At 71.1% G+C, this 18,360-nt stretch carries 16 protein-coding genes and 1 pseudogene; 5 read left to right on the top strand and 12 right to left on the bottom strand.

Features of this window, described 5'->3' with window-relative positions; genetic code table 11:
• Nucleotides 1-87: 87 nt before the first annotated feature.
• From ASC99_RS31620 to ASC99_RS31565, 12 genes and pseudogenes are all read right to left on the bottom strand, one after another.
• A complete protein-coding gene (locus ASC99_RS31620; protein WP_057238551.1) occupies nt 88-3,639 on the bottom strand; it encodes an Rne/Rng family ribonuclease in 3,552 nt (1,183 codons plus the stop codon).
• 433 nt (nt 3,640-4,072) lie between these two features.
• Nucleotides 4,073-4,803: pseudogene (locus tag ASC99_RS31615) on the bottom strand (TIGR03936 family radical SAM-associated protein).
• Nucleotides 4,804-4,935: 132 nt separating this feature from the next.
• Nucleotides 4,936-5,529, bottom strand: a complete 594-nt coding sequence (locus ASC99_RS31610; RefSeq protein ID WP_057238550.1) for a hypothetical protein — start codon at nt 5,527-5,529, stop codon at nt 4,936-4,938.
• 69 nt (nt 5,530-5,598) lie between these two features.
• A complete protein-coding gene (locus tag ASC99_RS31605) occupies nt 5,599-7,527 on the bottom strand; it encodes a TIGR03960 family B12-binding radical SAM protein (protein WP_057238548.1) in 1,929 nt (642 codons plus the stop codon).
• A gap of 61 nt (nt 7,528-7,588) precedes the next feature.
• Nucleotides 7,589-8,782: a rod shape-determining protein RodA gene (gene rodA, locus ASC99_RS31600; protein WP_057238546.1), complete on the bottom strand. Its 1,194-nt coding sequence runs from the start codon at nt 8,780-8,782 to the stop codon at nt 7,589-7,591.
• Nucleotides 8,779-10,989, bottom strand: coding sequence for a penicillin-binding protein 2 (gene mrdA, locus ASC99_RS31595; protein ID WP_057238544.1), 2,211 nt, complete (start codon nt 10,987-10,989; stop codon nt 8,779-8,781). Before mrdA ends, rodA begins: the two co-directional genes overlap by 4 nt.
• Nucleotides 10,990-11,002: 13 nt before the next feature.
• On the bottom strand, nt 11,003-11,644 hold the full coding sequence (gene mreD, locus ASC99_RS31590) for a rod shape-determining protein MreD (protein ID WP_057238542.1): 642 nt from the start codon (nt 11,642-11,644) through the stop codon (nt 11,003-11,005).
• A gap of 2 nt (nt 11,645-11,646) precedes the next feature.
• Nucleotides 11,647-12,540, bottom strand: coding sequence for a rod shape-determining protein MreC (gene mreC, locus ASC99_RS31585; protein WP_057238540.1), 894 nt, complete (start codon nt 12,538-12,540; stop codon nt 11,647-11,649).
• A gap of 86 nt (nt 12,541-12,626) precedes the next feature.
• Nucleotides 12,627-13,652: a rod shape-determining protein gene (locus ASC99_RS31580; RefSeq protein ID WP_057239138.1), complete on the bottom strand. Its 1,026-nt coding sequence runs from the start codon at nt 13,650-13,652 to the stop codon at nt 12,627-12,629.
• Nucleotides 13,653-13,959: 307 nt separating this feature from the next.
• Nucleotides 13,960-14,373 (bottom strand): nucleoside-diphosphate kinase, encoded by a 414-nt coding sequence (gene ndk / locus ASC99_RS31575; protein WP_057238538.1) that lies wholly within the window; start codon nt 14,371-14,373, stop codon nt 13,960-13,962.
• Nucleotides 14,374-14,456: 83 nt separating this feature from the next.
• On the bottom strand, nt 14,457-14,792 hold the full coding sequence (locus ASC99_RS31570; RefSeq protein ID WP_057238536.1) for a DUF4233 domain-containing protein: 336 nt from the start codon (nt 14,790-14,792) through the stop codon (nt 14,457-14,459).
• 1 nt (nt 14,793) lies between these two features.
• Nucleotides 14,794-16,191 (bottom strand): folylpolyglutamate synthase/dihydrofolate synthase family protein, encoded by a 1,398-nt coding sequence (locus ASC99_RS31565; RefSeq protein WP_057238534.1) that lies wholly within the window; start codon nt 16,189-16,191, stop codon nt 14,794-14,796.
• 171 nt (nt 16,192-16,362) lie between these two features.
• Here ASC99_RS31565 and ASC99_RS41825 point away from each other — a divergent pair, with 171 nt between their 5' ends.
• The 5 genes from ASC99_RS41825 to ASC99_RS31555 all read left to right on the top strand — a co-directional run bounded on the left by ASC99_RS41825 (nt 16,363) and on the right by ASC99_RS31555 (nt 18,328).
• Entirely contained in the window at nt 16,363-16,485 is a 123-nt protein-coding gene (locus ASC99_RS41825) for a hypothetical protein (protein WP_255359300.1), read from the top strand.
• 75 nt (nt 16,486-16,560) lie between these two features.
• Nucleotides 16,561-16,839, top strand: a complete 279-nt coding sequence (locus ASC99_RS41515) for a glycosyltransferase (protein ID WP_255359299.1) — start codon at nt 16,561-16,563, stop codon at nt 16,837-16,839.
• The gene (locus ASC99_RS41510; RefSeq protein WP_057238532.1) at nt 16,737-17,180 is read left to right on the top strand and encodes a glycosyltransferase family 2 protein; all 444 of its coding nucleotides are present in this window, start codon (nt 16,737-16,739) and stop codon (nt 17,178-17,180) included. Before ASC99_RS41515 ends, ASC99_RS41510 begins: the two co-directional genes overlap by 103 nt.
• A gap of 64 nt (nt 17,181-17,244) precedes the next feature.
• Nucleotides 17,245-17,391: a hypothetical protein gene (locus tag ASC99_RS41505; RefSeq protein ID WP_235502864.1), complete on the top strand. Its 147-nt coding sequence runs from the start codon at nt 17,245-17,247 to the stop codon at nt 17,389-17,391.
• Between the two features lie 13 nt (nt 17,392-17,404).
• Nucleotides 17,405-18,328 carry a UDP-N-acetyl glucosamine 2-epimerase gene (locus tag ASC99_RS31555; protein ID WP_057238527.1) on the top strand — a complete coding sequence of 308 codons (924 nt, stop codon included), beginning with the start codon at nt 17,405-17,407 and terminating at the stop codon, nt 18,326-18,328.
• Nucleotides 18,329-18,360 lie beyond the last annotated feature (32 nt).

Below are 18,360 nucleotides of genomic sequence, written 5' to 3'. Positions count from 1 at the left end.
AGGCGGCCTCCCCCGAAACGAGTTTCGAGAGGTGATGTGCTCGGGAGCGCGGCGCTAGACACGCCAAACCGCCCCCGGCCCAAGGGCTTACTCAGCCGCCGAATCACCCTCGGCGGCCGCGGCCTTCTTGGCCGCCGCGCTGGTCCGCTTGGTAGCGGTCTTGCGGGCGGTGGTCTTCTTCGCAGCCGTGGTCTTCTTGGCTGCGACGGCCTTCTTGGCCACGGTCTTGCGGGCCGCGCGCTTCTTCGGCGCGGGCTCCTCCTCGGCCGGAACCTCGGCTGCGGGCTCCTCCACGACGGGCTCCTCGACGACGGCCTCGGCCGCCTCGACGACCTCCGCCACCGGCTCCTCGACCACCGGGGTGGCAGCAGCCGTCAGCGCGGCCTCCATCGCGGCCTCGGCGCGAGCCTGCAGCACCACGATCTCGGCCTCGCCCGGCGCACCGGCCGGAGCCGTCGCCTTGCGGACCGCCCGACGGCGGGTCCGGCCGGCCGGAGCGGCCGGGGCCGCCTCGATCTCGACCAGGTCGACCTGCGGAGCGGGCTGCTCGGCGACCGGCGCCTCGACCACGGCCTCGACGACCGGCTCCGGAACGGCGATCTCCAGCGGCTCGCCGCCGTTCGGGATGACCTCGAACTCCTCGTGGTCGTGGTCCTCGTCGTGCTCGTCCTCGACGGTCTCGGTGACCTGCTGCGACTCCTCCTGCGAGGTGCCGCCCTTGCCCCGGCGACGACGCTTCGAGCTGCCGGCCGCAGCCGCCTCGCCCGAGGTGCCGACCGGGCCACCGCCGCCGCCCACCGAGGTGGGCTGCTCCATGTGGACGATCACGCCGCGGCCGTTGCAGTGCACGCAGGACTCCGAGAAGGACTCCAGCAGGCCCTGGCCGACCCGCTTGCGGGTCATCTGCACCAGGCCGAGCGAGGTGACCTCGGCCACCTGGTGCTTGGTCCGGTCCCGGCCCAGGCACTCCAGCAGTCGACGCAGCACCAGGTCCCGGTTGGACTCCAGCACCATGTCGATGAAGTCGATCACGATGATGCCGCCGAGGTCACGGAGCCTCAGCTGACGGACAATCTCCTCGGCCGCCTCGATGTTGTTCCGGGTGACGGTCTCCTCGAGGTTGCCACCCTGGCCGACGAACTTACCGGTGTTGACGTCGACCACGATCATGGCCTCGGTCCGGTCGATCACCAGCGAACCGCCGCTCGGCAGCCAGACCTTGCGGTCCAGCGCCTTCATCAGCTGCTCGTCGATCCGGTAGGTCGCGAACACGTCCACGTCCGAGGTCCACCGCTGCAGACGCTCGGTCAGATCCGGCGCCACGTTGGTGACGTACTCGTGGATGGTGCTCCAGGCCTCGGAGCCGGAGACGATGACCTTGGTGAAGTCCTCGTTGAAGATGTCGCGGACGACCCGGACGGTCATGTCCGGCTCGCCGTACAGCAGCGCCGGGGCGTTGCCGGTGGCGGCCTTCTTCTGGATCTCCTCCCACTGCTGCTGCAGGCGCTGCACATCGCGGGTCAGCTCGTCCTCGCTGGCGCCCTCGGCGGCGGTGCGCACGATCACGCCCGCGTCGTCCGGGACGATCTTCTTGAGGATCTGCTTGAGACGCGCCCGCTCGTTCTCCGGGAGCTTGCGGCTGATGCCGGTCATCGAGCCCTCGGGCACGTAGACCAGGTAGCGGCCGGGCAGCGAGATCTGGCTGGTCAGGCGGGCGCCCTTGTGACCGATCGGGTCCTTGGAGACCTGGACCAGCACGGACTGGCCGGACTTGAGCACCGACTCGATCCGACGCGGGCCGCCGTGGCCGCCCAGCGCACCGAAGTTGACCTCACCGGCGTACAGCACCGCGTTGCGGCCCTTGCCGATGTCGACGAAGGCGGCCTCCATCGACGGCAGCACGTTCTGGACCTTGCCCAGGTAGACGTTGCCGACGTACGAGGTGGCCTGCTCCTTGTTCACGTAGTGCTCGACCAGGACGTTGTCCTCGAGGACACCGATCTGGGTGCGCAGGCCGTTCTGACGGACCACCATGACCCGCTCGACCGACTCACGGCGGGCCAGGAACTCGGCCTCGGTGATGATCGGCACCCGGCGGCGGCCCAGCTCGCGGCCCTCGCGGCGGCGCTGCTTCTTGGCCTCCAGGCGGGTGGAGCCCTTGATGGACTGCACCTCGTCCGGGTCGAAGGCCGGCTCGGTCGAACGGCGGCGCGGCTCCCGGACCTTGACGACGGTTCGGACGCCGTCCTCGGTGGTCTCGGCGGCCAGCTCGACGCCACCACCGCTGTCACCACTGCGACGGCGACGACGACGGCGACGGCGGGACGAGGCCAGTCCACCGGCCAGGTCGTCCTCGTCGTCCTCCTCGGCCTCGTCCTCGGGCTCCTCGACGGAGGCGGCCGCGACGGCCGGCTCGGTGCCCTGCTCGGCCTCGAACTCCTCGGCCTCACCACGACGGCGGCGACGGCCACCACGGCGACGACGGCGGGACGGACGGTCGTCCTCCCACTCGCTCTCGGCCTCCGGTCCTGCGGTCACCTCGGCGGGCGCCTCCTCGACCTCGACCTCAACCTCGACCGGGGCCGGGGCCGGGGCCGGGGCCTCGGCCTTGGCCACCTCGCGGGCCGGCTGCTCCTGGCGCGGCGCAGTCGCCTTCGGCTCCTGACGAGCCTCCTGGCGGGCCTCCTGACGCGCCTCGTGCCGAGCTTCCTGGCGGGTCTGGCGCGGCTGGGTCTGCACCCGGACCTGGCGGCTGGTGCGGCGACGACGGCCGACACCGCTGTACTCGAACTCGTCCTCCTCCTGGGCCGCAGCCGGAGCCGCGACCGGGGTGGCGGCACGGGCGGGAGCGGCGGCACGGGCAGGTGCGGCGGCGCGAGCGGGCGCAGGCGCCGAAGCGGCGGCCGGGGCGCTCACCGGGGCAGCGGGCGCGGCCGGGGCGGTGAAGGGCGCGGGCTCCTGGAAGACCGGGGCCTGGAAGATCGCGGTGGACGGGCGGACCGCGCGACGGCGGGCCCGCGGCGGGGCGGCGTCCTCGACCACGGGGGCGGGCTCGGCGACCGGGGCCTCGGCCACCGGCTCCTCGACGGGAGCCTCGGGCTCCTCCTCGGCGACCGGCTCCTCGGCCACCACCGGGGCGGCCTCGACCACCCGGCGGCGACGGGCGCGGCGCGGCGGGGCGGCGTCCTCGACCACGGGGGCGGGCTCCTCGGCCACGGCCACGGCCTCGACCGCGGGGGCCTCCTCGACGGCGACCGGGGCGGCCTCGGCCCGCTTACGGGGGGTGCGGCGGGCCCGGACGGGCTTCTCCGGCGCGGGCTCCTCGGCAGCGGCGACCTCGACCGGGACAACGGTCTCGGTGACGATCTCGACCGCCTCCGGCGCACCGGCCGGGGACTCGACGCGCTTACGGGGGGTGCGGCGGGCCCGGACGGGCTTCTCCGGCGCGGGCTCCTCGCCAGCGACGACCTCGGCCGGGGTCTCGTGCGTCTCGGCCGGCAGGACCGTCTCGGCGGTCTCGGTGGCGGCGCCCTGCGGGGTACCCGCCGGGCGGGACACCGCGCGGCGGCGGCGACGCGGCGGGGCCGCGCTGTCGTCGGCCGCGGACTGCTGCGGTTCGTTGTTCTCGTTCTCGAGCATGCGGGTGGATCTCCCGTCAGGCCCCCGGGCTCCGCGATCCGGGCACGGCACGACGCCGCTGGTTCCGGTCGGTCGCGAGATTCGCGGGCCGACCTCCACGGCGTCGCCGTGCGGGACGCCGATGCCGCACAGGGGCTCGTAGTCTCGCTCGGCGCCCCGCACAGTGCGGGGTGTCGAAAGTCTTCTGGTTCTGACCAGTCTTCAAGTTTTTTCCGGGCCGGTGCCGTCCCCCGTCCCGGATGGCTGCCGGAGGGGTCCTCGGACCTACCGCCCATCCGGGGCGGCGGGCCACAAGGGGCTGGCCTGCGTTCGACGGCGCTCGCTCCCCTGGGGAGCCGCGGCGGCCGGAGGGACCCGGCCCGACTCGCCTCGAAAGGCTGCCGGGCCGGACCTCCTCCCGCTAGGCGGACGCAGGTGCGCGCGGCCCGGCGGCCTACAGGCCGGCCGGGGCCGCGGCGCGGTCGAGCGCCAGCGGGTCGGTCACCGTGCCGGTCTCCTCGTCGAGCGGCCCCTGCGCCAGCCTGGTCACCTCAGCGGGGACCGGCGGCGCCAGGTCGGCCGTCACACGGAGACCGGACAAAACGTCGTCGGGTCGTACGGCGGGTGTGGCGTGTCGTACTACCAGCCGCAGTATCGCACAGGGATTGGTGGTACGAACATCGGCGGTACCGTCCGTACCGTTCTCGTTACCGTCGCCGACCTGCGGCGAAAGCAGCTCGAGTGCCGCGACAGCACCGCGCGAGTCGAAGACCCGGACGCCGTTCTTGGTGCGGCGTTCGACCTCGACCCCGCCTCCTCGGGCGTGACCTGGTCCAGTCGGACCTGCCACTCGGAGGCCTCCAGCCGCTCCACGAAGTTCGGGGTGCGGACCTCGACGGCGTCGGTGATGTCCAGACCGTCCGGCAGCGACCCGTCGAGCAGCGCGCGCAGCACCTCCGGGTCGCGGACCTCGGCCAGGCCGATCTCCAGGTACTCGGCCTCGCTGGCCACCCCGGTCGGGGCGGCATTGGCGTACGAGACCTTCGGGTGCGGGGTGAAACCCGCCGAGTACGCCATCGGGACGGCCGAACGGCGGAGCGCGCGCTCGAACGCCCGCTGGAAGTCACGGTGGCTGGTGAAGCGCAGACGGCCGCGCTTCGTGTAGCGGAGACGGATGCGCTGCACCGTCGGAGCGGGCGGCGGACCGTCAGGCGTGCGGCGTGCCAGGGTCGCTCAGTCCTTAGTCAGTGGGCCGGTCCGGCCGCTCACATGATGGGCTCTGGCCGGACTCTGTCAGGCTCAAGGGTACGGCCTGCGTCAGCCCACCAGCGCCCGCCGTACCTCGCGCAGCACCCGGGCGATCTCCGCCTTGACCGGCCACCAGACCTGCCGCCGCACCCAACGGCACGGACGGACCACCAGGAACCGCCAGATCCGGCCCGCGATCCCCCAGGCCCAGCCCAGTACCCGGAAGACCGGCGCCAGCACCCAGCGCCACAGCCAGGTCAGCGGAATCACCACCAGGTAGCGCAGTAGCGGCTCCAGCACCCACTCCCAGAGGAAGCGCAGCGGCACCACCACGAGGTAGGTCACCAGCCAGCGGACCACCGCCGCCAGCGCCCGCCCCAGCGGGGCCAGCACCCACGCCCAGAGCCACCGGCCGGCCGGTGCCAGCACCTGCTGCCAGAGCCAGCTCAGCGGGATCACCACCAGGTACCGCAGCAGCGGCTCCAGCAGGTACTTCCAGAGCTGCACCAGCGGCCAGCCGAGCACCCAGTAGAGCAGCCAGCCGACCCCGCGCAGGAGAAGCGCCAGCATTTCCCAGAGGAAGCGCACCGGCACCACGACCACCAGCGCGATCGCCCGGGCCACTCCGGTCAGGCACCCGGTCGATCCGTCCTGCTGCTCCATCTGATGTCCCCTCACATGCGGAGACGGCCCCTCCCGGAACGGGAAGGGCCGTCAGGTACGCGCTGGATACTACGAGTTCACGACCGTGAGCGGGAGCAGCTTCACGCCGGTCGGGCCGATCTGGATCTCCGTCTGCATCTGCGGGCAGACACCGCAGTCGAAGCACGGGGTCCAGCGGCAGTCCTCGACCTCGACCTCTTCGAGCGAGTCCTGCCAGTCCTCCCAGAGCCAGTCCTTGTCGAGACCGCTGTCCAGGTGGTCCCAGGGCAGCACCTCCTCGTAGGTGCGCTCACGGGTGGTGTACCAGGCGACGTCGACGCCGGTGCCGGCCAGGCCCTTCTCGGCGGCCGCGATCCAGCGGTCGTAGGAGAAGTGCTCGCGCCAGCCGTCGAAGCGGCCGCCGTCCTCGTAGACGGCGCGGATGACGGCGCCGATCCGGCGGTCGCCGCGGGAGAGCAGGCCCTCGATGATGCCGGGCTTGCCGTCGTGGTAGCGGAAACCGATGTTCTTGCCGTACTTGCGGTCGTTCCGGATCGCGTCGCGGAGCTTGCCGAGCCGCGCGTCGGTCTCCTCGGCGGAGAGCTGCGGCGCCCACTGGAACGGGGTGTGCGGCTTGGGGACGAACCCGCCGATCGAGACCGTGCAGCGGATGTCGTTCTGGCCGGTGACCTCGCGGCCCTTCTGGATGACGTTCTTCGCCATGGTGGCGATCTGCAGGACGTCCTCGTCGGTCTCGGTGGGGAGGCCGACCATGAAGTACAGCTTCACCTGGCGCCAGCCGTTGCCGTAGGCGGCGGCGACGGTGCGGATCAGGTCCTCCTCCGACACCATCTTGTTGATCACCTTGCGGATGCGCTCCGAGCCGCCCTCGGGGGCGAAGGTGAGACCGGAGCGGCGGCCGTTCCTGGTCAGCTCGTTGGCCAGGTCGATGTTGAAGGCGTCGACCCGGGTGGACGGCAGCGAGAGGCCGATCTTGTCCTCGGTGTAACGGTCCGCCAGGCCCTTGGCGATCTCACCGATCTCGGTGTGGTCGGCGCTCGACAGCGAGAGCAGGCCGACCTCCTCGAAGCCGGTGGCCTTCAGCCCGCGCTCGACCATCTCGCCGATGCCGGTGATGCTTCGCTCCCGCACGGGGCGCGTGATCATGCCGGCCTGGCAGAAACGGCAGCCGCGGGTGCAGCCACGGAAGATCTCCACGGACATCCGCTCGTGCACGGTCTCGGCGAGCGGGACCAGCGGCTGCTTGGGGTAGGGCCACTCGTCCAGGTCCATCACGGTGTGCTTGCTGACCCGCCACGGCACGCCCTCGCGGTTGGCCACCACGCGGGCGATCCGGCCGTCCTCCAGGTAGTCCACGTCGTAGAAGCGCGGGACGTAGACACCACCCGTACGAGCCAGCCGGAGCAGCACCTCGTCGCGGCCGCCGGGGCGGCCCTCGGCCTTCCAGGCCCGGATGATCTCGGTCATGTCGAGCACGGCCTGCTCGCCGTCACCGATCACCGCGCAGTCGATGAAGTCCGCGATCGGCTCGGGGTTGAACGCGGCGTGGCCGCCGGCCAGCACGATCGGGTCGTCCAGACCCCGGTCGGCGGCGTTCAGCGGGATGCCGGCCAGGTCGAGCGCGGTCAGCATGTTGGTGTAGCCGAGCTCGGTGGAGAAGGAGAGCCCGAACACGTCGAAGGCCTTGACCGGCCGGTGCGCGTCGACGGTGAACTGCGGGACGCCGTGCTCGCGCATCAGCGCTTCGAGGTCCGGCCAGACGCTGTAGGTGCGCTCGGCGAGCACGCCCTCGCGCTCGTTGAGCACCTCGTACAGGATCATGACGCCCTGGTTGGGCAGCCCGACCTCGTAGGCGTCGGGGTACATCAGGGCCCACCGGACGTCGGCGCTGTCCCAGTCCTTGACGGTCGAGTTGAGCTCGCCGCCGACGTACTGGATCGGCTTCTGGACGTGCGGGAGGAGGGCCTCCAGGCGTGGGAAGACCGATTCGACTGGCATGCGGTGAGCCCTTTTCGGTGGAGACAAGGTGACCCTCAAGGGTAGCCGAACCGCGTGGGCGTCAAATCCCTATCGGCCGCTGGGTGCGGACGCACTGGAGCAGGCCGACGCCGATCCAGACCGCGAACATCGAGGAACCGCCGTAGCTGACGAACGGCAGCGGGATACCGGCGACCGGCATGATGCCGAGGTTCATCCCGATGTTCTCGAAGGCCTGGAAGGCGAACCAGCTGACCACCCCGGCCGCCACGATGGTGCCGAACAGGTCGGTGGCCTGCCGGGCGATCTTGCAGGCCCGCCAGAGCATGACCCCGAGCAGCAGGATCAGGCCGAGCGCGCCGACGAAGCCGAGCTCCTCGCCGGCCACCGTGAAGACGAAGTCGGTCTGCTGCTCGGGGACGAACTGTCCGGTGGTCTGGGTGCCCTTGAAGAGCCCCATCCCGGTCAGGCCGCCGGAGCCGATGGCGATCCGGGCCTGGGCGGTGTTGTAGCCGACCCCGGCCGGGTCGAGCGCGGGGTTGGCGAAGGCGGCGAACCGGTCGATCTGGTACTTGCTCAGCACCCCGAGCTGCCAGATCGCGCCCGCGCCGAGCGCACCGGCGCCGATCAGGCCGAAGACCCAGCGGTTGGCGGCGCCTGAGGCGAGCAGGATGCCGAGGATGATGACGCCCATCACCATGACCGAGCCGAGGTCGGGCATCAGCATGATCACGGCCATCGGCAGCGCGGCCAGCCCGAGCGCCTGGAGCACGCTGCGGGTGGGCGGGTACTCCCGCTCCCCCGCGTCCACCCGGGCGGACAGCACCACGGCCATGGTCAGGATGATGGCGAACTTGGCGAACTCGGCGGGCTGGATCGAGAATCCGCCGCCGAACTGGATCCAGGCCTTGGCGCCGTTGATGGTCGAGCCCAGCGGGGTGAGCACCGCGAGCAGCATCAGCACCACCAGTACGTACACCACCGGCACGGCGGTGCGCAGGCGCCGACTCCCTATCAGGACCACGATCCCGCACAGCACCAGACCGATCGCCAGGTTGGTGAGGTGCCGGAGCAGGAAGTACTGCGGGTCCCCGTGGGTCAGCGAGTCCCGGCCCCGGGTGGCCGACCAGACCAGCAGCGAGCTGCCGAGCGAGAGGCCGAGGGCGGACAGCACCATGATCCAGTCCAGCCGGCGGAACGGGGAGCCCTTGGCCAGCACCCGGCCCACCGTGCCGCGCTGCGGCGCGAGCCGGTACTGGCTGTACGAGGAGGTCATGCCCGGCCCCTTCCGGCGGTGCGGGTGGTGGGTTCGAGGGCGGCCAGGGTCAGGGTGCCCGGCGCGCCGGGGGCGGTCGGCTGCTGCGGGTCGAGAAAGAACGACACAGGGTGGACGGCGGTGCCGTCCGGGTTGAACTTCGGCAGCTCGGCCTGCGGCTTGCTGAGCAGGGCCTTGCCGTTGTCCACGTTGCCCTTGTCGTCCACGCCGTAGATGGCCTGGTAGATCCGGCGGACGGCGTCACCGGAGGCGCCGGAGCCGGTACCGGCCTGACTCATCGTCATGACCACTGCGTAGTCGCGGCTGTAGGTGGTCAGGTACGAGGTGGTCTGCTTGCCGAAGACCTCGGCGGTGCCGGTCTTCGCGTGCAGCTCGATCTTGCCCTGCGGCCAGCCCGCGCCGGTGAACTTCCAGGCGGCGGAGCCCTGTTCGATGACGCCCTTGGTGGCCTCGTCGATGTACTGCAGAGTGCGCTGGTCGGCGGGGATCTTCCCGTCCTCGTGCGGGGCGATCTCGCGGACCAGCTTGCCGTCCGGGCTGACCACGGCCTTGGCGATGGTCGGGCGGTAGAGCGTGCCGCCGTTGGAGAGCGCGGAGTAGATCCGGGCCATCTGGAGCGGGGTCACCAGGGTGTCGCCCTGACCGATGGAGTAGTTGACGGCGTCACCGGCGCGCATCTGGTTGCCGTCGGCGCAGTTCTCCTTGGCCACCAGGGTGCCGTAGTCGTTGCCGCCGGACTGCGCCTGCTTGCACCAGGCGTCCTTGTTGGCGTCGTAGTACTCCTGCTTCCACTGCCGGTCCGGGATCCGGCCGGTGGCCTCGCTGGGCAGGTCGATGCCGGTCTTGGCGCCGAGGCCGAACTGCTTGGCGGTCTTGAAGAACCAGTCCGCCGGCTCCTTCTTGGGCTTGATGCCGCCGTCGGCCATCCACTGGTCGTAGGCCAGGCCGTAGAAGACGGTGTCGCAGGAGACCTCCAGCGCGCGGGCCAGGCTGATCGAGCCGTAGCCCTTGCTCTCGAAGTTCTTGAACTCGCGGCCGCCGATGGTCATGCTGCTCGGGCAGTTGTAGTTGCCGTTCAGCGAGTAGCCGGCCTGCGCGGCCGCGGCGGCGGAGACCACCTTGAAGGTGGAGCCGGGGGCGGACTGACCCTGTATGGCCCGGTTCAGCAGCGGGTAGTTGGAATCCTTGCTGGTCAGGCTCTCGTAGTCCTTGCCCGCGATACCGCCGACCCAGAGGTTGGGGTCGTAGGTCGGGGCGCTGGCCATCGCGACGATCCGACCTGTGTGCACGTCCATCACCACGGCCGCGCCGGAGTCGGCCTCGTAGTTGCGCTTGGTGTCCTTGTCGAAGGCCTTGCGGGCGTCCACCATGGCCTGCGCGAGGTTGTCCTCGACGGCCTTCTGCACCCGGGCGTCGATGCTGGTGACCAGGTTGTTGCCGGGCACCGCCGGGGTCTTGCCCGCGCTGCCGATCACCCGGCCGAGGTTGTCCACCTCCAGCCGGTCGATGCCGGTGGTGCCGCGCAGGTCGTTGTCGTACACCGACTCCAGGCCGGCCCGGCCGATCTGGTCGACCGGCAGCCGGCGCTCCCGGCCCTCCTTGTCCTTGGACTTGGTGACCTCGTCGTCGGTGACCGGTGAGAGGTAGCCGAGCACCTGGGCCAGGTTGGCGCCCTCGACGCCGGTGTAGCGGCGCAGCGAGGTGGGCTGGGCGGTGACGCCGGGGAAGTCCTCGTGACGTTCCATTATCTGCATCGCCTGCTGGGTGGTGGCCGCCTTGGTCACCGGGATCGGCTGGTAGGGCGAGCCGTTCCAACAGGGCTGCGCGGTCTTGGCGTCACAGAGCCTGACCTTGTCCTGGACGTCCTTGGCGGGCATCCCGAGCACGTCGGCGAGCCGGGCCAGTACCGCCTTGCCGCGGTCCTTCTGCTGGAGCAGCGAGGTCCGGCTGACCGAGACCACCAGCTTGGCCTCGTTCCCGGCCAGGATCCGCCCCGAGGCGTCCAGGATCTCGCCGCGTACGGTCGGCTCGACCACCTCGCGGACGTGGTTGCCCGCCGCCTTCTCCACGTACTCGTGGCCGGTGCGGATCTGCAGGTACCAGAGCCGCCCGCCCAGGGTGGCGAGCAGCGACAGCACCAGGACCTGCAGGACGATCAGACGGATCGTCACTCGCTGGGTGCGGCCGGTCTCCGGGATGTTGCTCAACGGTGCTCGCTCCTCAGGGGCGCTTGGCCAGGCCGGGAATCCGCCGCTTCCGGCCGTAGCCGGGCAGCGGGGACGCCTCGCGGGTGGTGCGGTAGCGGGCCAGTGTGCCCAGGCCCGAACCGCCGGAGTCCTCGGACTCGGTGACCACGCTGCCGCCGTCGAAGCGGCGGGCCAGCATCATCACGGCGGGCACCACGAAGGGGGCCAGCAGCACGTCGTACAGCAGGGCGCTGAACACCAGCCCGGTCAGGCCGACGTGCCGGGCGGCGGTGTCGCCGACCAGGGCGCCGACCGTCGCGTAGAGCAGGGTGGAGGCGACTGCGGCGATCGCGACGATCAGCAGGGCGCTGACCGCCGAGCGCTGCCGGGCGCCGTCCGGGCGGAGCAGCCCGGCGACGTAGCCGAGCAGGCAGAGCACCAGGGCGTAGCGGCCGATGGCGTGGTCGGAGGGCGGGGCCAGGTCGGCCAGCAGGCCGGCCGAGAAGCCGACCAGGCAGCCGCCGGTGGGCCCGTAGACCAGGGCCAGACCGACCACCACGAGCAGCAGTAGATCGGGCGTGGCGCCCGGGAGTTGGAGCCGCCCGAGCACACTGACCTGGATCACCAGGCCGAGCAGGATCAGGACGGCGGAGAGCAGGATGCGGTTGATCCGCATGGTCAGTTCCCCCCTGCGGGTGTCGAGGCGGGCGGCTGGGCGGGCGGCAGCACGGCGTCACGCGGGTCGGTCCGCGGCGGGACCACCACCACGCCGACCAGGTCCAGCCGGGTGAACTGGACGTACGGCTCGACCAGCACGGTCTTGGTGAGTTGACCCGGCGTCGCCTCCACCTCGACCACCGTGCCGACCGGGACGCCGGGGACGAACGGGCGGCCGCTCTGCGAGCCGAAGGTGACCAGCCGGTCCCCGGTCTTGACCTGGGCCTTGCCGTTGAGCAGCGAGACCTTCATCGGGCCGGTGCCCTGGCCGTTGGCGAAACCGATCTCGCCGCTGCCCTCCATCCTGGTCCCGACGCTGAAGCCGGGGTCGGAGGCGAGCAGCACGGTGGCGGTGGTGGGCGCGATGGTGGTGATCCGGCCGACCAGGCCCTGACCGTTGATCACGGTCATGTCCCGGGTCAGGCCGTCGTCGCTGCCGGCGTCGATGGTGATGGTCCAGGAGAAGCCCTGGGCGGCGCCGATCGCGATCACCTGGGCGGCCTTGACGGTGTATCCGCCGTTCCCGGCGGTGCGCAGCAGCTCGTCCAGCTGCTTGGTGCGGCCTGACGCGGTGTCGGAGGAGGCGACCCGCTGGCGCAGGTCGGTGTTCTCCCGGGTGATCTGGTCCAGCCGGGCCTGGTGGGTGCCCGCGTCCCGGACTGCCCGGACGGTGCCGGCCACCGGGTCGACCACTCCGGCCGCGCCGCGCTCGACCGGGCCGAGCACGCTCGCGGCGGCACGTCGGGCACCGCTGAGCGGAGAGCTCTCGCCGCCCTTGATGTCCACGGTGATCAGGGCGAAAGCGACTGCGACCAGCAGGACGAGCAGCAGTCGGCTCTCTCGGGTGTCCCTCACGATGCTGGAGCTGCCCCTTCGGTGCCGGGGCCCCCACCCGCTGTGGACGACTGAGGGCCCTTCGGTTGACTTTTCTGTTGTGCTGATCAACGACGGGGCTGGGCGTCCAGTACCTGCTGGAGCGCCTCGAACTCCTCGACGCACTTGCCGGAGCCGAGCGCGACCGAGTCGAGCGGGTTCTCCGCGATGTGGATCGGCATCCCGGTCTCCCGGCGCAGCCGCTCGTCCAGGCCGCGCAGCAGGGCGCCGCCGCCGGTGAGCACGATCCCACGGTCCATCACATCGCCCGCCAGCTCCGGCGGGCACTGGTCCAGGGTGGTCTTCACCGCGTCGATGATGGAGTTGACCGGCTCGTCGATCGCCTCGCGGACCTCGGCCGCGGAGATCACCACGGTCTTCGGCAGACCGCTGACCAGGTCACGGCCACGGATCTCGGCGTGCTCGTCCTTCTCGCCCTCCAGGGCGAAGGCCGAGCCGATGCTCATCTTGATCTGCTCCGCGCTGCGCTCACCGAGCAGGAGGCTGTACTCCTTCTTGATGTGCTGCACGATCGCGTTGTCCAGCTCGTCGCCGGCCACCCGGATGGACTGCGCGGTGACGATCCCGCCGAGCGAGATCACCGCGACCTCGGTGGTGCCGCCGCCGATGTCCACCACCATGTTGCCGGTGGCCTCGTGCACCGGAAGCCCGGCGCCGATCGCGGCCGCCATCGGCTCCTCGATGATGTGCACCTGGCGCGCGCCGGCCTGCGAGCTGGCCTCGATCACGGCGCGGCGCTCGACTCCGGTGATGCCGCTGGGCACGCAGACCACCACTCGGGGGCGGGCCAGGTAGCGACGCTTGTGGATCTTGAGGATGAAGTACCGCAGCATCCGCTCGGTGATCTCGAAGTCGGCGATCACGCCGTCCTTGAGCGGGCGGATGGCGACGATGTTGCCGGGCGTGCGCCCGATCATCTTCTTCGCCTCGGACCCGACCGCCAGGATGCCACCGGTGTTGGTGTTCACCGCGACCACGGAGGGCTCGTTGAGGACGATCCCCTTGCCCCTGACGTACACCAGCGTGTTGGCAGTGCCCAGGTCGATCGCCATGTCACGGCCGATGAACGACAGATTGTTGGCCATGGGGTGTGTGGTGCCTTCCCGAGCTCGGAATCAGATGGCGGGGAGATGGGGGCGGACGACGGCTGACCAGCCGTACCGAGCCCGTGAGTTGTGCTCCATCGTAGCCACGCCGGTCGTCTCGGACTGCGAGGTACGGCGTGCTGCCCATTCTCCGGCGGCTGCTCGGCATCTCCGAGGATTGGGACGCCGTGTCGGGGCTTCGAGTTCCGTATTTGAGGATGAAACGCCTGGATTCACCTGGTCGGGCCTGGTGGTGCGTGGTCCGACCAGGTGAGGGCCCGTCAGGCCCGGACCGTCAGGCCTGGGCCGGGAAGAAGATCTTGATCTCGCGCTCGGCCGACGCCTCGGAGTCGGAGGCGTGGATCAGGTTCTCCCGGGTGATGGTGGCGAAGTCACCGCGGATGGTGCCGGGGCCCGCCTGCAGCGGGTCGGTGGCACCGGCCAGCGCGCGGATGCCGGGGACGACGTTCTCGCCCTCGACGATCAGCGCCATCGACGGGCCCGAGGTCATGAACTCGAGCAGCGGCTCGTAGAACGGGCGGCCGACGTGCTCGGCGTAGTGCTGCTCCAGCGTCTCCCGGTCGAAGGTGCGCAGCTCGACAGCGGCGAGCTGCCAGCCGGCCTTGCGCTCGATCCGGCTGATGATCTCGCCGGCCAGGCCGCGCTTGACGGCGTCGGGCTTGAGCAGGACGAGAGTGCGCTGCGACACGGTAACGGCTCCTGGGGACTAGGGGTCGGTCACCCGAAAGGCTACCTTGCGTGAGCGCGCCCCGATCTTCGGGACCGGAGGGTCTATGCGGTGGCGGCCTCCCGGGCGGCCTTGATCTCGTCGATGCGGCGGCCGTAGTGGACCGAGCACCACCAGAGTGCGGCGAAGACCAGACCGAGCCCGAACATGGTGGGCAGCACGAAGCCGCTGACGATCAGTCCGATCTGGAGCGCCCAGCCGACTGCCACCGCTCCCGGCCGGGTGATCGCGCCGCAGAGCAGCACACAGAGCAGCATCGCGATCCCGCTGACGATCCAGACCGTCGCGGTGGAGACGTCCGAGAGCTGCATCGCGACCAGCGCCGCGAACATGATCAGCAGGGCCTCGCCGATCAGCGTCGAGGAACAGAGAACGCGCATGTCACTTCCTCCCGAGCAGGATGCGGGCCTCGCCGACGGTGATCACGGAGCCGGTGATGAGGACCCCGGCACCGCCCAGGTCCTCGTCCTCGGCCATCGTGACGGCGGCGTCGATGGCGTCGTCCAGCCGGGGTTCGATCCGGACCCGGTCCTCGCCGAAGATCTCCACCGCGATCGCGGCCAGCTGGTCCACCGGCGTGGCCCGGTGGGTGGAGTTCTCGGTGATGACCACCTCGGCCAGGATCGGCTCGAAGGCTGCCAGGAAGCCCGAGGCGTCCTTGTCGCCGCTGGTGGCGACCACGCCGACCAGCTTGTTGAAGGCGAACGACTCGGCGATCGCCGCGACGCTGGCCTCGGCCCCGTGCGGGTTGTGCGCGGCGTCCAGGATCACGGTGGGGCTGCGGCGGACCACCTCCAGCCGGCCGGGCGAGCTGACGCCGGCGAACGCGGCCCGGATCTTCTCCGCGTCCAGCGAGCCGCCCCGGGCGCCGCCGACGCCGAAGAAGGCCTCGACCGCGGTGAGCGCGAGCGCCGCGTTGTGCGCCTGGTGGGCGCCGTGCAGCGGGAGGAAGATGTCCTCGTACTCGGCGCCGCCGAGTCCACGGATCGTCACCAGCTGTCCGCCGACCGCGACCTCACGGTGGATCACCCCGAACTCCATGCCCTCGCGGGCGACGGTGGCTTCCACCTCGACCGCGCGCCGCAGGATCGCCTCGGCGGCGTCCAGCGGCTGCTGGGAGACCACCGCGAGCGCGTCCGCCTTGATCACGCCGGCCTTCTCGGTGGCGATCTTGCCGGTGGTGTCGCCGAGCCGGTCGGTGTGGTCCAGGCCGACCGGGGTGATCACCGCGACGGCGGCGTCGATCACGTTGGTGGCGTCCCAGGAGCCGCCCATGCCGACCTCGATCACCGCGACGTCCACCGGGGTGTCGGCGAAGACGGCGTACGCCATGCCGGTGAGCACCTCGAAGAAGGACATCGGGATCGGCTGCTGGGCGTCGACCATCTGCACGTAGGGCTCGATGTCGCGGTAGGTCTCGATGAACTTAGCGACGCTGATCGGCGCGCCGTCCAGACTGATCCGCTCGGTCACCGACTCGACGTGCGGGCTGGTGTAGCGCCCGGTGCGCAGCTCGAAGGCGAGCAGCAGCTGCTCGATCATCCGGGCCGTCGAGGTCTTGCCGTTGGTGCCGGTGATGTGGATCGACGGGTACGCCCGCTGGGGCTGGCCGAGGATGTCCATCAGCGCGGCCATCCGGTCGAGTGACGGCTCCAGCTTGTTCTCCGGCCAGCGGGTGGAGAGGGCGGTCTCGATCTCGCGCAACTCACCGGCCGGGTCGGCGGAGTCCGGGTCGTTGGGGCGGATCGTGTACGGGTTCTGCGGGGCCTTGTCGCTCACGCGCCCAGTCTACGGAGCCGCTGCCGCGCTCCCGTCCGGGTGGTCCACGACTCGCGTGAGCGCCATCACCTGGCAAAGGATTGGCCAAGACAGAGATTTACCATGTGAATAGATGATAAATGAAGCAAATCACCATCAAATCGAAGATCATTTCGCCGATGGAGCCTTGCAATGGATGCCGTTCACGCCTCCTTCCTCAGCCACCAGACCCAGGTGCTGTGGACGGCCCAGCTGCTCTCCCTGGCCCTGCCGGCGTACATGGTCCTGATGTTCGGCCGGTTCCTGCTCTACTGAGCCGGCTCGGCCCACGCCTTCCGGCACGACCGACCCGCCGAACCGAGCGATCCGGCCGCCTTCCGGTGGCATCCGGTGATCCCCTGCCGGGACGAGGAGGCGGTGGTCGGGCAGACCCTCGCCGGGCTGCGCCGGTCCTCCCCCGAGGCCCACCTCTGGGTGGTGGACGACGACAGCCAGGACCGCACCCGCGAGCTGATGGGTGGTGCTCGGCGTGATCGACGCCGACGGCGAGCTCGGCCCCGACACCCTTGCCCTGGTCAGCGGGCGACGGGCAGCGCCCCTGGCCCGAGCGGGCGCTGCTGGAGGACTGCGAGTCCGGCCTCGAACTCCGGCTCGCCGGTTACCGGTTGACGCATGTGCAGGAGGCCGGGGTGGCGCAGGAGGGCCTGGTCTCGGGCCGCCGCTTCCTGGCCCAGCGGACCCGCTGGGCGCAGGGCAACATGCGGTGCCTGCGGTACACCCGGCGGGTGCTGGGGTCGAAGCACTACTCCCTGGCCGGCAAGGCCGAGGTGATGTACACCTTCCTGCAGCCCGTGGTCGCGGTCCTGCTCGTACTGCTCCTTCCGGTCTCGCTCGGCATCTCGCTGGCCACCCGGATCTTCTTCAGTGCGGACGCGGCCGCCTTCGAGGCCACGTACGGCCCGCTGATGCTGCTCGCCTTCGTGCTCGCCGCGCTGCCGCTGGTCGGCTGAGGCTTGGGCCTACCGCCGCACCGGGTACCCCGACCGGAGCCGACTGCTGGGCCTGCTCTGGGGTTTGGCGCTCTGGCTGTACGCGTACTACGTCTTCCTGGTGGCCACCCGGGCCGCCGTCCGGCTGCTGCTCGGCCGCAACGGCTGGGCGAAGACCCGCCGCAACACCGAGCGGATCGCCGCCGGTGCCCCGACCGCGCTCGAAGCCTGAACGGAACCGTCCGATGACCTTGCCCTGTCTCCCCGACCGCTCCCTCCCGAACTTCACCGGCAGCCGGATCGCCGTGGTGCTGGGCACCCGCCCCGAGCTGGTCAAGCTCGCCCCGCTGATCCACGAACTCGGGCCCGCCGCACGACTGGTGCACACCGGCCAGCACTGGGACGAGGCGATGTCCGGCCGCTTCCTGCGTGAACTCGACCTGCCCGGACCGGAGTTGCTCTCCGGCGTGGGCGGCAGGCCGCGCGCCGGGCAGATCGCCGCCTCGCTGGAGCAGCTGGACGCCGCCTTCACCGCCGAGCGCCCCGGCGCCGTGGTGGTGCAGGGCGACACCAACGCCGCCCTGGCCGTGGTCGACCACATCGCCGACCTGCTCTGCGCCACCACCGAGGAGAACGCCGCCAACCTGCGCACCGAGGCGCTGACCGAGCGGGCCATCGCACTGACCGGCAACACCGTGGTCGAGGTGGTGCACCGTCAGCTCCCGGACGCCGGGGCCCGGGCCGCGCTGCTGACCCGGTACGGGCTGCGCGTCGACGACTACGTGCTGGCCACCGTGCACCGGCCGGAGAACACCGACACCGCCGAGGCGCTCGGCGCGGTGCTCGGCGAGCTGGACGCGCTCGCCGCGGCGGGCACCGCGGTGCTCTTCCCGATCCACCCGCGGACCCGGGCCGCCGTCGAACGGCACGGCCTGCAGCCGCTGTTGGCCCGCCTGACGGTCACCGAGCCGGTCGGCTACGGCGACTTCCTCGGGCTGGCCAGGCACGCCGCGCTGCTGGTCTCCGACTCCGGCGGCGTGCAGGAGGAGTGCACCGTGCTCGGCCGCCCGCTGCTGGTGGTTCGGCCTCCGCCCGGATCGCCCGGCTCACCCTGGCAGTGGCCGAACCGGGACGGCCGGCTGTCTGACGCATTCCGGCGACGGTCTTGACAGCGGGATTGGTCTACTCCACCTTGTGACAC

This window comes from Kitasatospora sp. Root107 (assembly GCF_001424875.1).
GTDB lineage: Bacteria > Actinomycetota > Actinomycetes > Streptomycetales > Streptomycetaceae > Kitasatospora.
The sequence above is the reverse complement of the archived record's forward strand: the minus strand, read 5'-3'. Positions and strand labels throughout refer to the sequence as shown.

Excerpts from the sequence above, each read along its gene's own strand:
- ASC99_RS31620 (WP_057238551.1), bottom strand. The coding sequence starts at position 3,639 with ATGCTCGAGAACGAGAACAACGAACCGCAGCAGTCCGCGGCCGACGAC.
- ASC99_RS31610 (WP_057238550.1), bottom strand. The coding sequence starts at position 5,529 with ATGGAGCAGCAGGACGGATCGACCGGGTGCCTGACCGGAGTGGCCCGG.
- ASC99_RS31605 (WP_057238548.1), bottom strand. The coding sequence starts at position 7,527 with ATGCCAGTCGAATCGGTCTTCCCACGCCTGGAGGCCCTCCTCCCGCAC.
- rodA (WP_057238546.1), bottom strand. The coding sequence starts at position 8,782 with ATGACCTCCTCGTACAGCCAGTACCGGCTCGCGCCGCAGCGCGGCACG.
- mreD (WP_057238542.1), bottom strand. The coding sequence starts at position 11,644 with ATGCGGATCAACCGCATCCTGCTCTCCGCCGTCCTGATCCTGCTCGGC.
- ASC99_RS31570 (WP_057238536.1), bottom strand. The coding sequence starts at position 14,792 with ATGCGCGTTCTCTGTTCCTCGACGCTGATCGGCGAGGCCCTGCTGATC.
- ASC99_RS41825 (WP_255359300.1), top strand. The coding sequence starts at position 16,363 with ATGGATGCCGTTCACGCCTCCTTCCTCAGCCACCAGACCCAGGTGCTG.
- ASC99_RS31555 (WP_057238527.1), top strand. The coding sequence starts at position 17,405 with ATGACCTTGCCCTGTCTCCCCGACCGCTCCCTCCCGAACTTCACCGGC.